A 19,247-nucleotide genomic window follows, 5' to 3' on the forward strand; every position below is an offset into this window, starting at 1 on the left:
AGTGCTCCTACGACTTCTGGCGGGACCCTCCCAGGGTAGTGGCCGCGATGACCCCCGCGACGACGACCAGGGCGGCGCCGATGAGCGCGGTGACGGTCACGCCGGCGTCGAACGCCGTCGCGGCCGCCTCGAAGAGCGCGTCGCCCGCGGTGCCCCCGATCTCTCCGGCCGCGTGCACCGCACCGGCCAGGGTCTCGGACGCGGCCGCGGCCGCGGCATCCGGAATCCCTTCGGGGACGATGAGATTCGTGCGATAGAGCGCCGTGAGGATGCCGCCCAGCACGGTCGTGCCGAGCACCGCGCCTAGCTCGTACGCGGTCTCGGAGACCGCGCTGGCGGCTCCGGCCTTCGCCGGCGGCGCGCTGGACAGCACGAGCTCGTTCGAGACGGTCTCGGCGGCGCCGATGCCGATGCCGAGCGAGACGAAGGCCGCCACCAGTGCTGCGATGCTCTCGGGTCCGGTGGCGTACGCCACCGTGATGTACCCCGCGACGGAGAACACCAAGGCCACCGGCACCACGACGCGAGCAGGCCACCTCTTCGAGATCGGCACTACCACGAGTCCGGCCACGATCATCATCGCAAGACCCGGCACGAGCGCGAGACCCGCCTGCATCGGCGAGAGGCCGACGATGAGCTGCAGGTGCTGCGCGACGAAGAACAGGAACCCGACGAGCGCGATGACGCTGAGGAGGTTGACCATGAGCGCGCCGCTGAAGCTTCCCCGGCGGAACAGGCGCATGTCGAGCATCGGCGTGCGGGCGCTCAGCTGGCGCCGCACGAAGAGCACGCCGAAGGCCAGCCCGGCGAGCATCGGCAGCCACGCCGCGACCGCGAACCCGTGCACCGCGAGCTCCTTGATGCCGTAGACGATGGGGATCATCGTCGCCATCGAGAGCGCGATGCTGAGCGGGTCGATGCGGCCCGGCTTCGGATCGCGGCTCTCGGGCACGAGCAGGGGCGCCAGCACCAGGAGCGGGATGAGCACGGGCACCGACAGCAGGAACACGGATCCCCACGAGAAGTGCTCGAGCAGGAGTCCCCCGACGATCGGGCCGAGCGCCGCGCCGGCCGAGAACATCGCCGCCCACACGGCGATCGCGAGACGGCGCTGATCGCGGTCGGTGAAGATGCTCCGCAGCAGCGACAGCGTCGAGGGCATCAGCATCGCGCCGAACACGCCCATGGCGGCGCGCGCGACGATGAGCCACCCCGCGCTCGGGGCGAAGGCGGCGAGCACGGAGACCGCCGCGAAGCCGGTGGCGCCGATGAGCAGCATCCGTCGCCGCCCGAACCGGTCGCCCAGCGTCCCCATGGTGACGAGCAGGCCCGCCAGCACGAGCGGGTAGGCGTCGATGATCCAGAGCTGCTGGGCGCTCGAGGGCCCGAGCTCGAGCGCGATCGACGGCAGCGCGAAGCTCAGCACCGTGTTGTCGACCGAGACGAGCAGCACCGGCAGCATGAGCACGACGAGCGCGGCCCAGCCGCGCCAGCCGACCTTCCGTCCCTGGGCGTCGGCGAGCGAGAGTTCTTGAGTGAGAGTCATCATTTCTATACCGTCCAGCCGGTATAGTATCAGGATGCGGCCTCGCCTGTCGATACGATCGACGCCATGAGTCGCCCTCCCCTCGCCCGCGAGAAGGTGCTCGACGCCTTCGAGCAGATCCTCATCGAAGAGGGCGAGCGCGCTGCGACGATGGATGCCACCGCGAAGGCGGCCGGGGTGTCCAAGGGCGGTCTGCTCTACCACTTCGGCACCAAAGAGGCCCTCGAATCGGCGATCATCGACCGCCTGCGGACCCTGGTGGCCGACGACGTCGCTGTGATGTCCGCCGCCCCGGAGGGGCCGATCGCGTACTTCCTGCGCACATCGGTGATGGCGAACGACCCCATCGACCGCGCCATCCTCGCCACGTCTCGCCTCGCGCAGGGCGGCGACGCCGTGGCCAGCGACGCACTGCGCGACGTGCGCGAGCAGTGGGCCGCGGCCCTCCGACCGCACACGAAAGACGGGGTGGCGCTCGACCTGGTCATGCTCGTCAGCGACGGGCTTTACTTCAACAACGCGCTCTCGGGCGGCTCGATCCCGGGGCCGGTCCCCCGCGGCCCTGCGCTCGACGCGCTCATCGCCCTCGTCGAGGGCGCGACGCGGGTCTAGACCCTCCGAGCGCAGCACATTGCGGCGACCGCGTGCCGGCGCGACGCCGCGCTCGCACGAAAGTGCAGCGCTGGCGCCCGTCTCTCAGCCGCGCCGGGCGAGGACACGGCGCGCACGCCGCAGCATGGCGTGGACGACGAGCGGGTGCGCCAGCGAGACCGGAGTGAAGTACACGCGGCCGCGCCAGTCGTTGAAGGTGACCACCGTGGTGACGCGCACGACGGCGGCCGCGGTATCCACCCCCACTCCGCAGCGGAAGGTCAGGTGCTTGTCGGCGTACTCGATGAGCGCCTCGTCGCCGACCACCCGGCGCACGTCGAAGACGCCGCGCGGCGCGGCCTCGAGTGCGAGCAGCGGGGCGAGCGCCATGCGCATACCCATCGCGACCTTCACCCACGCGGGGGCGGACGACGGCCGGAACAGGGTCTCGGCCCAGACGCGCGGGTCGTCGGTGCTGCGCGGCGGCTTCGACACCAGGATCACGTCGCCGTAGTCGAAGCGCGACAGACCTTCGAACGCGAGGCTGCGGAAGCCGGGGCTCCCGCCGGATGCGGGCACGGGAGCGGCAGCCTGCACGGATGCCTCCCCCGGTGCCATCGCTCAGTCCTCGGTGACCTCGATGCGGCGGAACAGGTCGGCGCCCACCGCTTCGCGCATCTCGTCGAGAAGGTCCTCGGGCACCGGCGAGTCGACCGTGAGCACCGAGAGGGCGCGGCCGCTGGCGTCGGCCTGCGCCACCTGCAGCCCGGCGATGTTGATGCCGGCGCTGCCGAGCTTCTGGCCGTAGATCGCGACGATGCCGGGACGGTCGGCGTACCGCATCACGAGGTGGTGCCGCTCGATCGGCACCTCGATCTCGTAGCCGTTGATGCCGACGACCTTCGGCACCATGCGCGTGCCGGCGAGCGTGCCGGCGATCGTGAGCACGGACCCGTCGGCGAGGGTGCCGCGGAGGATCGTGATGTTGCGGTACAGCGGGCTCTCGGCCTCGACGATCAGTCGCGTCTCGATGCCGCGCTGCTCGGCGAACAGCGGCGCGTTGACGTACGAGACGTTCTCGCTGACGACGTTGGCGAGGATGCCCTTGAGCGCCGCAAGGCGGTAGACGCTGACGTCGTACGCCGCGAGCTCGCCGCGCACCTCGATGTCGAGACTCGTGAGGGCGCTGTGGGCGAGGCCGGTGAAGAACTGCCCGAGCTGCTCGACGAGCGAGATCCCCGGGCGCACGAACGGGTCGATGATACCGCCGGCGACGTTGACCGCGTCGGGCACGAGGTCGCCCTCGAGGGCGAGCTTGACCGACTTCGCGACCGAGACGCCCGCCTTCTCCTGCGCCTCGTCGGTCGAGGCGCCGAGGTGCGGCGTGACGACGACGTTCGGCAGGCTCAGCAGCGGGAAGGCCGTGCCGTCGGCTGCCGGCGGCTCGCTCGTGAACACGTCGAGGCCGGCGCCCGCGATCTCGCCCTCGGTCAGTGCGGTGTACAGCGCCGCTTCGTCGATGAGGCCGCCGCGCGCGACGTTGACGACGAACGCCGTCTTCTTCATGAGGCGGAACTGCTCGGTGCCGATCATGCCGGTCGTCTCAGGCGTCTTCGGCATGTGGATCGTGACGAAATCGCTCTGCGCGAGCAGCTCGTCGAGCTCGAGCAGCTGCACGCCGAGCTGCTGCGCCCGGGTCGGAGTGACGTAGGGGTCGTACGCGACGACCGAGACGCCGAACGCCTGCAGACGCGCCGCGATGAGGGCGCCGATGCGGCCGAGGCCGATGATGCCGACGGTCTTCTCGAACAGCTCGGTGCCGGTGTAGGAGCTGCGCTTCCAGGCGCCGCCCGAGAGCGACGCATGAGCGGCCGGGATGCGGCGGGAGAGGCTGAGGATGTGCCCCACGGTGAGCTCGGCCGCCGAGATGATGTTCGAGGTCGGCGCGTTCACGACCATGACACCCGCGGTGGTGGCGGTCTTGATGTCGACGTTGTCGAGGCCGACGCCGGCGCGGGCCACGACCTTGAGCACGGGAGCGGCCGCGATCGCCTCGGCGTCGACCTTCGTCGCCGAGCGGATCAGCACCGCGTTCGCGTCGGCGAGGGCCGCCAGAAGCGCGGGGCGGTCGGTGCCGTCGACGTGGCGCACGTCGAAATCGGGGCCCAGGGCGTCGATCGTGGCGGGAGACAGTTCTTCGGCGATGAGGACGACAGGCTTCGGCACGGGTGGTTCCTTTGGGGGCGGTGCGCGAGCGCGCGGAGCAGGGCAGACCGGATGCCGCGCCGCACGCCGTCGGGGGCGAGGCCTGTGACAGCCTACCGCCCGTGCGGCGACCCGCCCGACCGTGTGACGGCCGTCGGGCTCGACCCGGTGGCCTCGAGCCGCGGGAGCCTCAGCCCAGGAAGGATGCCGAGTTGAGCGTCGTGTAGGCGACGACGTTCAGCCAGAACACCGCGACGAGCGCGAGGCCGGTGAGCATCACGAGCAGCAGCTCGTGCGGCGCGCGCTGGTACCCGATCGCGAAGGCGGCGCCCCACACGATCAGCGGGAACAGCGCAGCGAAGATCCAGATGAACCACCCGAACGCGTTGAGCGTGAGTCCCGCTCCGGCGAACACCTGGAGAGTGGCGACGAGGTTGCCGATCGCATTCCAGACGGCGTACGCGTAGAACAGACCGACGATGCCCGCGATCGCGGCCACGAGCCAGGTGGGTGTCTTTCCCCTCCGCGCCGCGGGCGCGTCGGGGAGGACTGCGCGGCCAGAGGCTTCGCGCGACCGGCCGGCATCATCTGGAGACGGCGTGGCAGCCGTGACGTCGTCGCTCATTGTCCGATCGCCCCGATCATCACGAAGGGCCAGGGCAGCAGCAGGACCGCGCCGACCGCCAGCCACGCGAATCTGACCCACGCGCGCGAGCGGCGGGTGAGGAGCAGGGTCGTCACGAACCACAGCACCGGTGCGAGTACGGCGAGCCACAGGCTCCCCTGGTACATCACGTCGAGCACGAGGTACTGCGCCCGGCCCTGCAGCCGCAGGCCGCCGATGATCCAGCCGACCGCGTAGAGCGCGTACACGCCGCCCAGCACGCCCAGGGCGACGAGCGCGCCGTTGCCGAGGTGCCGCCGCTCAGTCACGATCGTGTCGCCGTCGGCAGGCACGGGTTCTTCGACGGATGCCGCACGCGGCGCAGCCGCTGAGCCCAGCGTGTCACTCCCCTTGCCGACGGCGGTGTAGCCCTTCGGAAGCCCCTGCCCCGAGGCCGGCGCCGGGGCTGGAGCTGCGTGCTCGGGCGCGACGTCGGTTCCAGCAGCCGCTCCGACATCGAGCGTGGGGTCGTCGTCACCGTCCCAGGTGAGGGCGTCGTCGTCGCGTCCGGTCGTCACGGTCTCAGAGTAGTGCGCCGCGCGGGGCGGCCGAGAGCCGACCGGCGCTGCGGCGGGCTCTCGGCATCCCGAGCTCAGTCGAACAGGCGCATCATCAGCGTGTGCCAGGTCTCATGACCGACGATGCCGTCGGCGGGCGGCAGGAAGACGCCCTGGAACTCCCGCACCGCGGCGTCGGTCTGCGGGCCGAAGTCCCCGTCGACGGTCACTCCGGCCAGCAGCGTCTGCACGGCACGAACCGCCTCGCCCTTCGCCCCCGCCGGACCGTCGCCCTGCTTCACGGTGATGATGAGGCTCGGCCAATCCAGCTGGCCGAGGGTGGTCGAGATCTCCACGGCACGCAGCGTCTGCTGGAAGGCGCGCGCGGCCTGGCCGCTCAGCGGCCCGAATGCACCGTCCGCGGCGATCGTCGCCCCGTGCGCGCGCAGCAGATGCTGCGCCGCCAGCACGCGCCAGTTCGTCGCCTGCGACGATCCCTGCTTCACGAGCGCCCACGGACGCTCGCCCGGCACGAAAGTGCTGAAGAACGACCAGGTCTCGCGTCCTGCGACGCCGTCGAGCGAGAGGCCCCACGACTCCTGGAAGAACTCGACCCGCTCCTTCGTCATGGGGCCGAAGTCGCCGTCGACGACGAGCGGGTCCTCCCCCGGCGAGCGCAGCAGCCCGAACTGCTGGACGGCCCGGACGGCGTCGCCGGTCGACCCCTGCTGCACGGCGATGACGAGGCGGGGCCACGTGATGGGCCCGACGATGCCGTCGGACGGCACACCCTGCGCCGTCTGGAAGGCGCTGACGGCGGCGGCTGTCGCAGGCCCGTACGCGCCGTCCACGGCCACAGCATGGCCGTGTGCCCTCAGCAGGTACTGGATGCCGGGGACGATCGCGGCAGACGATCCCACTCCGACGGTGCTCCACGGTTCGACGTTCATGACGGCTCCTCTGATCGGTGTCCGATGCGGGGCTTGCGCCCCACTCGATTCCGAGGTGCCGCAGACGCGCCGTGATACGTCCGCCCCGAAAAGCCGGGACGGAAGCTCAGCCGGCGGCTGCGACAGCCTCTGCGACGATCCCGGGGTCGGTGACGTCGTGTCCGGCCGAGCCGCCGCCTGGTCCCGATGGCGCGTCGCGGCCTGCGCGGGAACGCGCCGACAGGTGCACGGCGTCGACGCCGGCGGCGAAGAGCGCGGAGATGTCGGCGGGCTGCACACCACCGCCGGCCATGACCTCGACAGCCCCTGACCGGGCGCTGAACGCGGCGAGCGCGGCGAGGCCGTCGATGGACCGGGGTGCGCCGCCGGAAGTCAGCACACGGTCCACGCCCTCCGCCACGAGCGCGTCGAAGACCGCGGCCGGGTCGGCTGCGGCGTCGACGGCGCGGTGGAAGACGAGCGTGGCGGGGCCCGCGGCATCCCGCCATCTGCGGAGTGCGTCGACGTCGAGGCCTCCGGCCGGCGTCAGGGCGCCGACGACCACGCCGCCCGCACCGCGATCGACGCAGGCGCGGATGTCGGCGGCCACCAGAGCGACCTCCTCGGGGCTGTACACGAAGCCGCCACCCCGGGGACGCACGAGGACGTTCACCGCCGACGGGTCGACCGCGGCCAGGACCCCCTCGAGGGTCGCCAGTGACGGGGTGAGCCCGCCGACGTCGAGCGCCTGGCACAGTTCGAGTCGCGCCGCCCCCGCGCCGATGGCGGCGCGGGCGCCGGCGGGGTCTTGGACGGCGATCTCGACCGGACGACGTGCGCGCATGCCGCGAGCCTATCCGTGCACCGCCGGGGAGGTACCCCCATGGCCCGGCTCCCGCCCGAGGGAGCCGGGCCATCGCCGGGTCAGAAGACCGGCGTACCGGCCCGCACGAGCCTCCAGTTCACGACGTGGAAGTCCGCGGGGTCGATCACCCCCGTCGCCGACGCGTAGGCCACGATCGCCTCGCGGATGGCGACCTGGGCGTTGTACACGACCGGCGCGGCGGCGATGTGCGGGAAGCCGCCACCGCCGGACTGCCGGTAGTTGTTGACGGCGACCACGAACCGCTGGTCGGCGGCCACAGGTGTGCCCTCCCACGCCAGGTTCGCGATGCGCGAGCCCTGCGGCTGCGAGATGTCGATGTCGTAGGTCACACCCGAGAACTGGTCGAAGTTGTAGTCCGGGGTTCCCTGCGCGTTGGTCCAGGTGGCCGGGGCCACCGGCGCGCCCGGCGCGACGGTCAGGAAGTACTTCGCGGAGTACTCGAGGTAATCCTTGATCTGGGCTCCGGTCAGCACCGATCCGAGCAGCGTGTTGTCGTAGATGTACAGTCCCGCGACATCCTTGATCGTCACCTGCCCCGCGGGGAAGGTCGCCGCACGGTTGAACGGCGCCGCGAGCGAGATGATCGGAAGCGATGCCTCGGCCGTCCCCGCGATCGCCTTCGAGACCACGTCGATCTGCACGTGGTTCACGTAGTCGAGGATCGCGGTGTCCTTCCAACAGGACTCGGCCGCCGCGAGCGTCTCAGAGGACGTCGCGACGGGCGTGTTCACGTACGCGACGACGGCGTCGTGCTGCGCCTGGACGACCTGCACCAGTGCCGGATCGTCGGCGACGGTGTTGGTGTTCAGCGTGAGCGACCTCGCGGTGGTGACCGCCCACTGGCCCCGCTCCATCGTGAGCTCCAGATCGAACACGCTGAGCCGCTGGCCCCAGTTCTTCGGCTCACTCATGACGACCTCTTTGCCGGTGACCTTGTTCGTCACCCGCACTTCGGGCTTGTCGGCGTGCGCATGCCCGAACAGGATCGCATCGATGCCCGGCACCTCCTCGGCCAGCATGCGCGCAGCATTCTCGACCGGGATGTCGCTGCCGTAGGACGACAGACCGCTGTCGCCCGCATGCACGCTCACGACCACGACGTCCACGCCCTCGGCGCGCATGACGGCGACCCAGCGTGCCGCCGTCTCGACGACGTCGAGCACGTCGATCCGGCCGCTCACGTTGCTCTTGTCCCAGATCACCACGCCGGGGTTGGTGAGCCCCAGGACGCCGACGCGGATCGGCTTGTACCCGGGCACGTGCATCTTCTTGACGATGTAGGGCTGGAACGCCGGCTCGGTGGTGCCCGCACGCACGGCGTTGGCGGCCAGCGCCGGGGCATCCAGCTGCGAGATCCAGTAGTCGAGGAAGTCGAGCCCGTAGTTGAACTCGTGGTTGCCGAGCGCCACGGCGTCGTACCCGATCGCGTTGAACCCCGCTGCGACCGGGTGGACGGCGCCGGATTCGGTCACCGGGTCGACGGTCGCGTAGTAGAACCCGAGCGGAGAGCCCTGGATCGTGTCGCCGGCGTCGAAAAGCAGCGTGCGCTCGCGGCCGCGATCGGCGCGGATCTGGTTGACGAGGCTGGACACGCGCGCCAGGCCGATGGTGTTGCCGGCGCTGTCGCCGTAGGCCGCGTCTTTGTAGTAGTCCCAGTTGAGCACGTTGGCATGGATGTCGGAGGTGCCCATGATCGTGATGGTGACGGACTTCCCTCCGCCGGCCGCCACTGCCCGCGGCGTCTGCACCCAGCCCGCCGCGGCGAGCACGCCGGCTGCCGAGGCGCCGACGAGGAAGTTCCGACGGCTGAGGCCGGACCGTGGCGGGGTGTCCGCCAGAGGGGGCATGTCGTGGTCGGGTTCGTGATCAGCCATGTGTTGTGCCATGGCGAGGATCACATCACGCGCGTGCCTCCTGCGACAAGGAGCGGCTCATGAGGAAACTCTCAGCTTCCGTGGAAGGCGGCGCAGACGCCGAAGACCCGGCCCCGACGAAGGGGGCCGGGTCTTCCGCCTCGGGTCAGCGCGCGGCGTTGCCCTCGACGTAGTCCTCGTCCTGCTGCTTCCAGGCGAAGAGCGAGCGCAGGTCCCGGCCGACGGTCTCGATCGGGTGGGCGGCGGCCTTCTCGCGCAGCTCGAGGAACTCGACGGCACCGTTGTCCTGGTCGTCGATGAAGCGCTGCGCGAACGCGCCCGACTGGATGTCGGCGAGCACGGCCTGCATGTTCTCCTTGACGTGCGGGTCGATCACGCGCGGGCCAGACACGTAGTCGCCGTACTCGGCGGTGTCGGACACCGACCAGCGCTGCTTGGCGATGCCGCCCTCCCACATGAGGTCGACGATGAGCTTGAGCTCGTGCAGCACCTCGAAGTACGCGATCTGCGGCTGGTAGCCCGCCTCGGTCAGGGTCTCGAAGCCGTACTGGACGAGCTGCGACACACCGCCGCAGAGGACGGCCTGCTCACCGAACAGGTCGGTCTCGGTCTCTTCGGTGAACGTCGTCTTGATGACGCCCGCGCGCGTGCCGCCGATGGCCTTCGCGTACGAGAGCGCGGTCGCCCACGCGTTGCCCGACGCATCCCGCTCCACCGCGATGATGTCGGGGATGCCGCGACCGGCGACGTACTCGCGACGCACGGTGTGGCCGGGGGCCTTCGGGGCGACGAGGATCACATCGACGCCCTCGGGCGCCTCGATGTAGCCGAAGCGGATGTTGAAGCCGTGCGCGAAGGCCAGCGTCTTGCCCGGCGTCAGCTTGTCCTTGATGCTCTCGCTGTAGATCGAGCGCTGGTGCTGGTCGGGTGCCAGGATCATGATGAGGTCGGCCCACTCGGCCGCATCGGCGACCGACTTGACCTCGAAGCCCTCGTCCTGCGCCTTCTCGGTCGACTTCGAGCCGTCCTTGAGCGCGATGACGACCTCGACACCCGAGTCGCGAAGGTTCTGGGCGTGCGCGTGGCCCTGCGAGCCGTAGCCCACGATCGCCACCTTCTTGCCCTGGACGATGCTCAGGTCGGCATCGGCGTCGTAGAAGATCTCAGCCATCTTCGTGTTTCTCCTTGATGTTGTGGTCGTTGTGGTCTGTGTCAGCCGCGCAGGACGCGCTCGGTGATGCTCTTGCCGCCGCGGCCGATGGCGACGAGGCCGGACTGCGCCAGCTCCTTGACGCCGAACGGCTCGAGAGCCCGCAGGAAGGCGTCGACCTTGCCCTTGTCGCCGGTCACCTCGACGACGAGCGCGTCGGGCGCGTAGTCGACGATCTGTCCACGGAAGAGGTTCACGACTTCGAGCACGTTCGAGCGCGTCTGGTTGTCGGCGCGCACCTTCACGAGCATGTGCTCACGCTGGACGGATGCCACAGGGTCGAGCTCGACGATCTTGATGACGTTGATGAGCTTGTTGAGCTGCTTGGTGACCTGCTCGAGCGGCAGCTCGTCGACGTCGACCACCACGGTGATGCGGGAGAGGCCGGGGACCTCGGTGACGCCCACCGCGAGGGACTCGATGTTGAAGCCGCGCCGTGCGAACAGCCCGGCGACGCGGGTCAGCAGACCCGGCTTGTCCTCCACGAGGAGGCTCAGCACGTGACTCGTCATGGCCTCAGTCCTCCTGCTCGTCGAAGGCGGGCGAGTGATCCCGCGCGTACTGGACGTAGCTGTTGCTGACGCCCTGGGGCACCATCGGCCACACCATCGCGTCGGCGCTCACGACGAAGTCGATGACGACGGGGCGGTCGTTGGTCTCGAGGGCGGTCTGGATCGCGGCATCCACGTCCTCCTCCTTCTCGACGCGGATCGCGAGGCACCCGTAGGCCTCGGCCAGCTTCACGAAGTCGGGGATGCGCACGGTGCCGTGACCCGTGTTGAGGTCGGTGTGCGAGTGGCGGCCGTCGTAGAACAGCGTCTGCCACTGACGCACCATGCCCAGCGACGAGTTGTTGATGATCGCGACCTTGATCGGGATCTTGTTGATCGCGCAGGTGGCGAGCTCCTGATTGGTCATCTGGAAGCAGCCGTCGCCGTCGATCGCCCACACGTGGCGGTCGGGCTCGGCGACCTTCGCGCCCATGGCGGCGGGCACCGAGTACCCCATGGTGCCGGCGCCGCCCGAGTTCAGCCAGGCGTTCGGACGTTCGTACTTGATGAACTGCGCAGCCCACATCTGGTGCTGACCGACGCCCGCGGCGTAGATGCCCTCGGGCCCGGTCAGCTCGCCGATGCGCTTGATCACGTACTGCGGCGACATGAGTCCGTCGGTCGGCTGCGTGTAGCCGAGCGGGAACTCGTCGCGCAGGCCGTCGAGGAACGACCACCACTCGCCGATGTCGGGAGCGGAGCCGTCGCTCACCGCACGGAAGGCGGCATCCAGGTCGACGAGCACGTCCTTCAGGTCGCCGACGATCGGGACGTCGGCGGTGCGGATCTTCGAGATCTCGGCCGGGTCGATGTCGACGTGCACGACCTTGGCGTTCGGTGCGAACAGCGCCGCCTTACCGGTGACGCGGTCGTCGAACCGCGCGCCGAGGGCGACGAGCAGGTCGGCCTCCTGCAGCGCGAGCACCGCGGGGACGGTGCCGTGCATGCCGGGCATGCCGAGGTGCTGCGGGTGCGAGTCCGGGAACGCGCCGCGCGCCATGAGCGTGGTCACGACGGGAGCGCCGGTCGTCTCGGCCAGCGAGCGCAGCTCGGCGGACGCTCGCGAGCGGATCACACCGCCGCCGACATACAGCACGGGCTTCTTGGCGTCGGCGATCAACTGCGCCGCCGCCTGGATCTGCTTGCCGTGCGCCTTGGTCACCGGCCGGTAGCCGGGGAGGTCGATCTGCGGCGGCCACACGAAGGGCGCCTCGGCCTGCTGGGCGTCCTTCGTGATGTCGACGAGCACGGGACCGGGGCGACCGGTCGACGCGATCTCGAACGCCGCAGCGATCGCGCCGGGGATGTCCGCGGCGCGCTTCACCAGGAACGAGTGCTTGGTGATCGGCATCGTGATGCCGACGATGTCGGCCTCCTGGAAGGCATCCGTCCCCATGAGGGTCGAGAACACCTGCCCGGTGATGCAGACGATCGGCACGGAGTCCATGTAGGCGTCGGCGATCGCGGTGACGAGGTTGGTGGCACCCGGGCCGGAGGTCGCGATGGCGACGCCGACGCGACCGGATGCCGCGGCATAGCCCTCGGCGGCGTGACCGGCGCCCTGCTCGTGGCGGACGAGGATGTGACGCACCGACTCGTCGTCCATCAGGGGGTCGTAGACGGGCATGATCGCCCCGCCGGGAAGACCGAAGACGTCGGTCACCCCCAACAGGTCGAGGGAGCGGACGACCGCTTCGGCGCCCGTGAGCACGGGCGTCGAGGCGGTGCGGGCGGGCGGCCGGGGAACGGCCGCGGCGGTGTCGGCTGACATGGTGAGATTCCTCACAGATGGGTCGGACGGGATGCCGGAAACCAGGCTCAACCGGTGGTCGCGCCCTCCGCAGCGGAGCGCACGAGTCGGGAGTACTTGGCAAGAACGCCACGGGTATAGCGCGGAGGAAGCGGCTCCCAGCCAGAGCGGCGGGAGTCAAGCTCAGCCTCGTCGACGAGTAGGTCGAGAGTGCGAGCCGCGATATCGACCCGTATCAGATCACCATCGCGCACGAAGGCGATGGGACCAGCGTCCACCGCTTCGGGTGCTATGTGGCCGATGCACAGGCCGGTTGTGCCGCCTGAGAATCGTCCGTCCGTCAAGAGTAGTACATCTTTTCCGAGCCCAGCGCCCTTGATGGCGGCGGTGATGGCGAGCATCTCGCGCATGCCGGGGCCGCCCTTGGGACCCTCGTAGCGGATCACCACGACGTCGCCCGCCTGGATGGCTCCGGCCTCCAGGGCGTCCATGGCGGCGCGCTCGCGCTCGAACACACGCGCGGGGCCCTCGAACACGTCGGCGTCGAAGCCGGCCGACTTCACGACGGCGCCTTCCGGCGCGATCGAGCCGTGCAGGATCGTGATGCCGCCGCTCGCGTGGATCGGGTTGTCGAACGTGTGGATGACGGTGCCGTCGACCGGGTCGGGGTTGAGGTCGGCGAGGTTCTCGGCGAGGGTTTTGCCGGTGACGGTGAGCGCGTCGCCGTGCAGCAGGCCCTCGTCGAGCATGGCCTTCATGATCACCGGGATGCCGCCGTGGCGGTCGACGTCGTTCATGACGTACTTGCCGAACGGCTTCATGTCGGCCACGTGCGGGACCTTGTCGCCGATGCGGTTGAAGTCGTGCAGGCTCAGGTCGACGTCGGCCTCGCGGGCAATGGCGAGGAGGTGCAGCACCACGTTGGTGGAGCCGCCGAGCGCCATCGCGAGGGCGATGGCGTTCTCGAACGCCTCCTTGGTGAGGATGTCGCGCGTGGTGATGCCCTGACGCAGCAGGTTGACGACGGCCTCGCCCGACCGGTGGGCGAAGTAGTCGCGGCGGCGGTCCGCCGAGGGCGGCGCTGCGGAGCCGGGGAGGCTGAGGCCCAGCGCCTCGGCGACCGAGGCCATCGTGTTCGCGGTGTACATGCCACCGCACGCGCCCTCGCCCGGCGCGATCGCGCACTCGATGCGCTTGAGGTCGGCCTCGCTCATCTTGCCCGCGAGACAGGCGCCGACGGCCTCGAACGAGTCGATGATCGTGACGTCCTTCTCGGTGCCGTCCGACAGCTTGACCCAGCCGGGCGCGATCGAGCCGGCGTAGAGGAAGACGCTCGACAGGTCCAGCCGGGCGGATGCCATCAGCATGCCGGGGATCGACTTGTCGCAGCCGGCGAGGAGCACCGAGCCGTCGAGGCGCTCGGCCATGATGACCGTCTCGACCGAGTCGGCGATGACCTCACGCGAGACGAGCGAGAAGTGCATGCCCTCGTGGCCCATCGAGATGCCGTCCGACACCGAGATCGTGCCGAACTGCAGCGGGTACCCGCCGCCGGCGTGCACACCCTCCTTGGCGCCCTGTGCGAGCCGGTCGAGGCTCAGGTTGCAGGGGGTGATCTCGTTCCAGCTCGACGCGATGCCGATCTGCGGCTTGTCCCAGTCCGCATCCCCCATGCCGACGGCGCGGAGCATGCCGCGCGACGTCGTGGCTTCGATGCCGTCGGTGACGACGCGGCTGCGGGGCTTGATATCGATGGTGTTGTCAGCGGGCGAAGGGGGCTGGGCCATTGTCTGATTCTATGCCGCGCGGCGGATCGCCCTCCCGAGGTTTCGGATTCCCGGGTGCACGCCGCCTCGGGCCGAGGGACAGCTGGCCGCGAGGCTCAGCTGCGCAAGCGGACACGCTCTGACGCGAGCAGCGTCAGGAGGTCGGCGAGTGCGGCGATGTCGGGCACGCGCACGGCGGCGGCTGTCGGGCCGTCACCGACCCGCACGCCCAGATCATCGGCGCCCAGGCTCGCCAGGGCATCCTCATCTGTGACGTCGTCACCGGCGAAGAGCACGGCCGTGGCGCCCATCAGCTCCCGCAGTTCCGCGATCGCGGAGTCCTTGCCCTCGTGACGGAAGGCGAACTCGACGATGTTGTGTCCGGTGCGCCGGCGCCAGTGCGGGGCCTCCGCCGCGACGATCTCATCGGCCAGGCGATTCGCCTCTGCGGCGGCCTCGGCGGTGGCGCGTCGGGTGTGCACGCCGAACCCGAAGGTCTTCGGCTCGATCCAGACGCCGTCCAGGTGCGCGGTCGCAGCCTCGGCATGCGCCCGCATCGCGTCGCGCAGCGCCACATCGGCCTCGTCCTCGCCATGGGTCCGCAGCCCCTCGTCCGGGCTCCAGAACTCCGCACCATGGGATCCCGCGAGCAGCACGCGCGACGTGTCGTCGTGCTCGGCGATCACCCGCAGGTCGACGAGGCTGCGCCCCGAGACCAGCGCCACGACGGTGTCGGGTGCGGCGACCACGGCCCTCACCGCGTCGCGCGCGGCAGGCAGCATCCGTGCCGCCATCGGGTCGTCCGCGAGCGGTGACAGGGTGCCGTCGAAGTCCAGCGCGACGAGCAGAAGATCGGATGCCGCAATGCCGGTGATCGCTTCGCGCACGTCGTCGGCGAGATCGACCGTCATGCGTTCGCCTCCGCCGCCCGGTTGAGGGCGGGGAACCTGTTGCGCTCGCGGGCGCCGTCGAGGGCGTCGAGGAAGGACCGCGACCAGCGGGCGACGTCGTTCTCGACCACCTTCCGGCGCAGTGCCCGCATGCGGCGGCCCTGTTCCGCGGACGGCATCTCGATGGCGCGCATGATCGCGTCCTTCATGCCGTCGATGTCGTGAGGATTGATGCGCACCGCGCTCGGGAGCTCGTCGGCGGCGCCGGCGAACTCGCTCAGCACCAGCACGCCGCGGTTGTCGATGCGGGAGGCGACGTACTCTTTGGCGACGAGGTTCATGCCGTCGCGGAGCGCGGTGACCAGCATGACGTCGGCCGCGAGGAACAGCGCCACCATCTCTTCACGGGGGTAGGCCTGGTGGAGGTAGCGGATCGCGGTGTGGCCCATGGTGTCGTGGTCGCCGTTGATGCGGCCGACGGTGAGCTCGATCTCGTCGCGGAGCTGCATGTAGGCCGCGACGCGCTCCCGGCTCGGGCTCGCGACCTGCACGAGCGTCACGTCCTCGACGGCGATCTTGCCGTCCTCCAGCAGTTCGCCGAAGGCCTTCATCCGGTGGCGGATGCCCTTGGTGTAGTCGAGCCGGTCGACGCCCAGCAGGATCTTCCTCGGGTTTCCCAGGCTCTCGCGGATCTCCTTCGCCCGCGCCCGCACATCGTCGCGCCGGGCGAGCTCGATGTACGAAGAGGCGTCGATCGAGATGGGGAACGCCTTCGCCAGCGCGCGTCGGCTGGTGCCGTCCGGGCGGGGGACGGTGATGCCCGATGCCTTGGTGTCGTAGCGCAGCTGACGACGCACGGCGCGGGCGAAGTTGCCGGCATCCGCGACACGCTGGAACCCGATGACGTCCGCGCCCAGCAGCCCCTCGAGCACCTGGCGGCGCCACGGCAGCTGGGAGTACAGCCCGTATGCCGGGAAGGGAATGTGGTGGAAGTAGCCGATGGTGAGGTCGGGGCGCGCTTCGCGAAGCATCTGCGGGACGAGCTGCAGCTGATAGTCCTGCACCCACACGGTGGCGCCGTCCGCGGCCACCGCGGCGGCGGCTTCGGCGAAGCGCCGGTTCACCTTGACGTACGCATCCCACCAGACCCGGCGATACCGCGGCTCGGCGATGACGTCGTGGTAGAGCGGCCAGATGGTGTCGTTCGACATGCCCTCGTAGTAGAGCTCGACGTCCTCGGAAGTGAGCATCACCGGCACGAGATGCGTGCCCTCGAACTCGAACGGGCCGACCTCGATGTCGGGCTGGCCCGGCCATCCCACCCACGCGCCGTCCGCACGTCGCATGACCGGCTCGAGCGCGGTCACGAGCCCGCCGGGCGAGCGCCGCCATCCCGCCTCGCCGTCGCCGTCCACGACTCGATCGACGGGAAGGCGGTTGGCGACGACGACCAGTTCGGCGATGCGTTCGGGCGCGGCCGGAGGGTGGGGGTCTGTCACGCGGGCTCCTGACGGTTCGTGGACTCGGCAACGGGCCCAGGCTAACAGCGCGCCCTCCGGCCCGAGCGCCCTTGACGTGCGAGGCGTGCCCATGTCAAGGGGCGCGCCCGCCACGGCTGCCGCGCTAACGTGGCCTCATGCGCAAGTACGTCTTCGGCACCGGCATCCTCACCGCGTTCACCGGCGGGCTGACGCTGTTGAGGGGTCTCCGCGAGAACGAGCCCTTCACCTGGCGCATGGCACTCGGGTGGCTCAGCTGGGGCATCACGCTGGCCCTCGCGATCGGCGCGATCGTCGACGTGCGACGGGCATCACGTGGCGGGGTCATCGCGAACGACTCCCCCGTCCACGGCCGCGAGAAGAAGCTCCTCAAGCGCCGCCTCGACCGCTGACCCGCGCTCGCAGTCAGCGCCCCGCGAGCAAAGTTCCGGTCGTTGAGCGAGGGAGCGCCAGCGACCGAGACGAAGCGCTCGAGCCACCCAGGTGCGCCGTGTGAACTGCGTTTCGACTCGCAAGCTCACTCAACGACCGAGACCTCGGGTCAGCGGGTGAGGATCAGCGCGTCGCCCTGACCGCCGCCGCCGCAGAGCGCGACCGCGGCCGTACCCCCGCCCCGACGGACGAGCTCGTGCACCGCGTGGACGACGAGGCGGTTGCCGGATGCCCCGATCGGGTGCCCGATCGCGATGCCGCCGCCATGCGGGTTGACGATGTCGTCGGAGAGTCCGAGCTCGGCCTGAGAGCGCGCGACCACGGCGCCGAAGGCCTCGTTGATCTCGACGAGGTCCAGGTCGGAAGCCGCGATCCCCTGCTTCGTCAGCGCCTTCTCGATCGCCCGTGCCGGCTGCGCGTGCAGCGAGTTGTCGGGGCCGGCGACCTGACCAGACGCTCCGACGACGGCGAGGACGTTCCAGCCGTTCTCGTCGGCGTGGGACCGCGTCGTGAGCACGACGGCCGAGGCGCCGTCCGAGATCTGCGACGAGTTGCCCGCCGTGATCGAGCCGCCCTGCGAGAAGGCCGGCCGCAGGCCGGCGAGGGTCTCGACCGTCGTCTCGGGCCGGACGCCCTCGTCCTTCGTCACGACGATCGGGTCGCCCTTGCGCTGCGGGGTCTCGACGGGCACGATCTCGGCGTCGAACACACCGTCAGCCTGCGCCGCGGCGGCCCGCTGGTGCGAACGTGCGGCCACGGCATCCTGTGCCTCGCGGCTGATCTCGAACCGCTCGTTGTGCCGCTCGGTCGAAGCGCCCATGCTCTCCCGGTCGTAGGCGTCGGTGAGTCCGTCGAACGCCATGTGGTCGAGCACCTCGATCGAGCCGTACGCCCAGCCGTCGCGCGAGCCCATCAGGAGGTGGGGCGAGCGGGTCATCGACTCCATGCCGGCGGCCACAACGACGGTCGCGTCGCCGACAGCGAGCATGCGCGCTCCGTCGATGATCGCCGTGAGGCCCGAGAGGCAGACCTTGTTGACCGATCCGGAATGGACCTCCCACGGGATGCCGGCACCGACCGCCGCCTGGCGCGCGGGGTTCTGCCCGCTGCCCGCGGCGAGCACCTGGCCGACGAGCACCGCATCCACGGCATCGGCCGGGATTCCGCCCTGCTCGAGTGCGCCGTGGATGGCGGCGCTGCCGAGCTGCACCGCGGTGAGCGAAGCCAGCTGGCCCTTCAGCCGCCCCTGCGGAGTCCGCGCGGCGGCGACGATGACGACGTCGTCGTGGTTCATGCTTCCACCTTAAGTTCGTCGCTGAGTTCGAGTGTGCCGAGAAGCTCCGGCTCGGTCGCCGCGACGACCTCTGCCACGGTCACACCGGGAGCCGTCTCGACCAGCACGAGTCCGGCATCCGTCACATCGATGACCGCGAGATCCGTGATGATGCGGTCGACCACACCGCGGCCGGTGAGGGGCAGCGAGCACTCGTTCACGATCTTGGCGGAGCCGTCCTTCGCGACGTGCTCCATGAGCACGATCACCTTCGCGGCGCCGTGCACGAGGTCCATGGCGCCTCCCGGGCCCTTCACCATCTTTCCGGGGATCATCCAGTTGGCGAGGTCGCCGGACGCCGAGACCTGCATGGCGCCGAGGATCGCGGCGTCGATCTTGCCGCCGCGGATCATGCCGAAGCTCGTGGCCGAGTCGAAGAACGCAGCGCCCGGGAGCGTGGTCACGGTCTCTTTGCCGGCGTTGATGAGGTCGGCGTCGACGTTCTCCTCGGTCGGGTACGGACCGACGCCGAGTATGCCGTTCTCGGACTGCAGCACCACCGTGACGCCGTCGGGCACGAAGTTGGGCACCAGCGTCGGCAGCCCGATGCCCAGGTTCACGTAGGCGCCGTCGGCGAGCTCCTGCGCGGCGCGCGCCGCCATCTCGTTGCGGGTGAGCGGCATG

General features: G+C 70.2%; 18 protein-coding genes. 2 read left to right on the plus strand and 16 right to left on the minus strand.

Features of this window, described 5'->3' with window-relative positions:
* Positions 1-7 precede the first annotated feature (7 nt).
* Complete coding sequence (locus B2K11_RS06455; RefSeq protein WP_204260037.1) at positions 8-1,546, minus strand: MFS transporter; 1,539 nt, start codon at positions 1,544-1,546, stop codon at positions 8-10.
* 66 nt (positions 1,547-1,612) lie between these two features.
* On the opposite strand from B2K11_RS06455, the gene B2K11_RS06460 reads away from it, so the two are divergent.
* Positions 1,613-2,158, plus strand: a complete 546-nt coding sequence (locus tag B2K11_RS06460; RefSeq protein ID WP_163617402.1) for a TetR/AcrR family transcriptional regulator — start codon at positions 1,613-1,615, stop codon at positions 2,156-2,158.
* 84 nt (positions 2,159-2,242) lie between these two features.
* Here B2K11_RS06460 and B2K11_RS06465 read toward each other — a convergent pair whose 3' ends face one another.
* The 13 genes from B2K11_RS06465 to B2K11_RS06525 form a co-directional block, all read right to left on the minus strand.
* Complete coding sequence (locus B2K11_RS06465) at positions 2,243-2,755, minus strand: DUF2867 domain-containing protein (RefSeq protein WP_163617403.1); 513 nt, start codon at positions 2,753-2,755, stop codon at positions 2,243-2,245.
* 3 nt (positions 2,756-2,758) lie between these two features.
* Positions 2,759-4,363 carry a phosphoglycerate dehydrogenase gene (serA, locus tag B2K11_RS06470; RefSeq protein WP_163617404.1) on the minus strand — a complete coding sequence of 535 codons (1,605 nt, stop codon included), beginning with the start codon at positions 4,361-4,363 and terminating at the stop codon, positions 2,759-2,761.
* 169 nt (positions 4,364-4,532) lie between these two features.
* Positions 4,533-4,967, minus strand: a complete 435-nt coding sequence (locus B2K11_RS06475) for a bacitracin resistance protein (RefSeq protein WP_239525777.1) — start codon at positions 4,965-4,967, stop codon at positions 4,533-4,535.
* Complete coding sequence (locus B2K11_RS06480) at positions 4,964-5,524, minus strand: DNA polymerase III subunit gamma/tau (RefSeq protein WP_163617405.1); 561 nt, start codon at positions 5,522-5,524, stop codon at positions 4,964-4,966. Before B2K11_RS06480 ends, B2K11_RS06475 begins: the two co-directional genes overlap by 4 nt.
* A 74-nt stretch (positions 5,525-5,598) precedes the next feature.
* On the minus strand, positions 5,599-6,453 hold the full coding sequence (locus B2K11_RS06485; RefSeq protein ID WP_163617406.1) for a peptidoglycan-binding protein: 855 nt from the start codon (positions 6,451-6,453) through the stop codon (positions 5,599-5,601).
* A 106-nt stretch (positions 6,454-6,559) separates the two neighbouring features.
* Positions 6,560-7,276 carry a copper homeostasis protein CutC gene (locus tag B2K11_RS06490; protein WP_163617407.1) on the minus strand — a complete coding sequence of 239 codons (717 nt, stop codon included), beginning with the start codon at positions 7,274-7,276 and terminating at the stop codon, positions 6,560-6,562.
* A gap of 80 nt (positions 7,277-7,356) precedes the next feature.
* Positions 7,357-9,192: a 5'-nucleotidase C-terminal domain-containing protein gene (locus tag B2K11_RS06495; protein ID WP_239525778.1), complete on the minus strand. Its 1,836-nt coding sequence runs from the start codon at positions 9,190-9,192 to the stop codon at positions 7,357-7,359.
* Positions 9,193-9,337: 145 nt separating this feature from the next.
* Positions 9,338-10,363: a ketol-acid reductoisomerase gene (gene ilvC, locus B2K11_RS06500; protein ID WP_163617408.1), complete on the minus strand. Its 1,026-nt coding sequence runs from the start codon at positions 10,361-10,363 to the stop codon at positions 9,338-9,340.
* A gap of 41 nt (positions 10,364-10,404) precedes the next feature.
* The gene (gene ilvN / locus B2K11_RS06505; RefSeq protein WP_163617409.1) at positions 10,405-10,914 is read right to left on the minus strand and encodes an acetolactate synthase small subunit; all 510 of its coding nucleotides are present in this window, start codon (positions 10,912-10,914) and stop codon (positions 10,405-10,407) included.
* A gap of 4 nt (positions 10,915-10,918) precedes the next feature.
* Positions 10,919-12,724, minus strand: a complete 1,806-nt coding sequence (locus B2K11_RS06510; protein ID WP_163617410.1) for an acetolactate synthase large subunit — start codon at positions 12,722-12,724, stop codon at positions 10,919-10,921.
* Between the two features lie 47 nt (positions 12,725-12,771).
* Positions 12,772-14,490, minus strand: coding sequence for a dihydroxy-acid dehydratase (ilvD, locus tag B2K11_RS06515; protein WP_163617411.1), 1,719 nt, complete (start codon positions 14,488-14,490; stop codon positions 12,772-12,774).
* 95 nt (positions 14,491-14,585) lie between these two features.
* Positions 14,586-15,380, minus strand: coding sequence for a trehalose-phosphatase (gene otsB, locus B2K11_RS06520; RefSeq protein WP_163617412.1), 795 nt, complete (start codon positions 15,378-15,380; stop codon positions 14,586-14,588).
* A complete protein-coding gene (locus B2K11_RS06525) occupies positions 15,377-16,858 on the minus strand; it encodes a trehalose-6-phosphate synthase (protein WP_204260024.1) in 1,482 nt (493 codons plus the stop codon). Before B2K11_RS06525 ends, otsB begins: the two co-directional genes overlap by 4 nt.
* A gap of 137 nt (positions 16,859-16,995) precedes the next feature.
* Here B2K11_RS06525 and B2K11_RS06530 point away from each other — a divergent pair, with 137 nt between their 5' ends.
* The gene (locus tag B2K11_RS06530) at positions 16,996-17,250 is read left to right on the plus strand and encodes a hypothetical protein (RefSeq protein ID WP_163617413.1); all 255 of its coding nucleotides are present in this window, start codon (positions 16,996-16,998) and stop codon (positions 17,248-17,250) included.
* A gap of 149 nt (positions 17,251-17,399) precedes the next feature.
* On the opposite strand, the gene B2K11_RS06535 is transcribed toward B2K11_RS06530, so the two are convergent.
* Together B2K11_RS06535 and B2K11_RS06540 are read right to left on the minus strand one after the other, a co-directional pair.
* Positions 17,400-18,584: an acetyl-CoA C-acetyltransferase gene (locus tag B2K11_RS06535; protein WP_163617414.1), complete on the minus strand. Its 1,185-nt coding sequence runs from the start codon at positions 18,582-18,584 to the stop codon at positions 17,400-17,402.
* Positions 18,581-19,246 carry a CoA transferase subunit B gene (locus tag B2K11_RS06540; RefSeq protein WP_204260025.1) on the minus strand — a complete coding sequence of 222 codons (666 nt, stop codon included), beginning with the start codon at positions 19,244-19,246 and terminating at the stop codon, positions 18,581-18,583. Before B2K11_RS06540 ends, B2K11_RS06535 begins: the two co-directional genes overlap by 4 nt.
* Position 19,247 lies beyond the last annotated feature (1 nt).

The organism is Microbacterium sp. B35-30, assembly GCF_010634855.1.
Lineage (GTDB): Bacteria > Actinomycetota > Actinomycetes > Actinomycetales > Microbacteriaceae > Microbacterium.

Excerpts from the sequence above, each read along its gene's own strand:
- B2K11_RS06455 (WP_204260037.1), bottom strand. The coding sequence starts at position 1,546 with ATGACTCTCACTCAAGAACTCTCGCTCGCCGACGCCCAGGGACGGAAG.
- B2K11_RS06460 (WP_163617402.1), top strand. The coding sequence starts at position 1,613 with ATGAGTCGCCCTCCCCTCGCCCGCGAGAAGGTGCTCGACGCCTTCGAG.
- B2K11_RS06465 (WP_163617403.1), bottom strand. The coding sequence starts at position 2,755 with ATGGCACCGGGGGAGGCATCCGTGCAGGCTGCCGCTCCCGTGCCCGCA.
- B2K11_RS06475 (WP_239525777.1), bottom strand. The coding sequence starts at position 4,967 with ATGAGCGACGACGTCACGGCTGCCACGCCGTCTCCAGATGATGCCGGC.
- B2K11_RS06485 (WP_163617406.1), bottom strand. The coding sequence starts at position 6,453 with ATGAACGTCGAACCGTGGAGCACCGTCGGAGTGGGATCGTCTGCCGCG.
- B2K11_RS06490 (WP_163617407.1), bottom strand. The coding sequence starts at position 7,276 with ATGCGCGCACGTCGTCCGGTCGAGATCGCCGTCCAAGACCCCGCCGGC.
- B2K11_RS06495 (WP_239525778.1), bottom strand. The coding sequence starts at position 9,192 with ATGGCTGATCACGAACCCGACCACGACATGCCCCCTCTGGCGGACACC.
- ilvC (WP_163617408.1), bottom strand. The coding sequence starts at position 10,363 with ATGGCTGAGATCTTCTACGACGCCGATGCCGACCTGAGCATCGTCCAG.
- ilvN (WP_163617409.1), bottom strand. The coding sequence starts at position 10,914 with ATGACGAGTCACGTGCTGAGCCTCCTCGTGGAGGACAAGCCGGGTCTG.
- B2K11_RS06510 (WP_163617410.1), bottom strand. The coding sequence starts at position 12,724 with ATGTCAGCCGACACCGCCGCGGCCGTTCCCCGGCCGCCCGCCCGCACC.
- ilvD (WP_163617411.1), bottom strand. The coding sequence starts at position 14,490 with ATGGCCCAGCCCCCTTCGCCCGCTGACAACACCATCGATATCAAGCCC.
- otsB (WP_163617412.1), bottom strand. The coding sequence starts at position 15,380 with ATGACGGTCGATCTCGCCGACGACGTGCGCGAAGCGATCACCGGCATT.
- B2K11_RS06530 (WP_163617413.1), top strand. The coding sequence starts at position 16,996 with ATGCGCAAGTACGTCTTCGGCACCGGCATCCTCACCGCGTTCACCGGC.
- B2K11_RS06535 (WP_163617414.1), bottom strand. The coding sequence starts at position 18,584 with ATGAACCACGACGACGTCGTCATCGTCGCCGCCGCGCGGACTCCGCAG.
- B2K11_RS06540 (WP_204260025.1), bottom strand. The coding sequence starts at position 19,246 with ATGCCGCTCACCCGCAACGAGATGGCGGCGCGCGCCGCGCAGGAGCTC.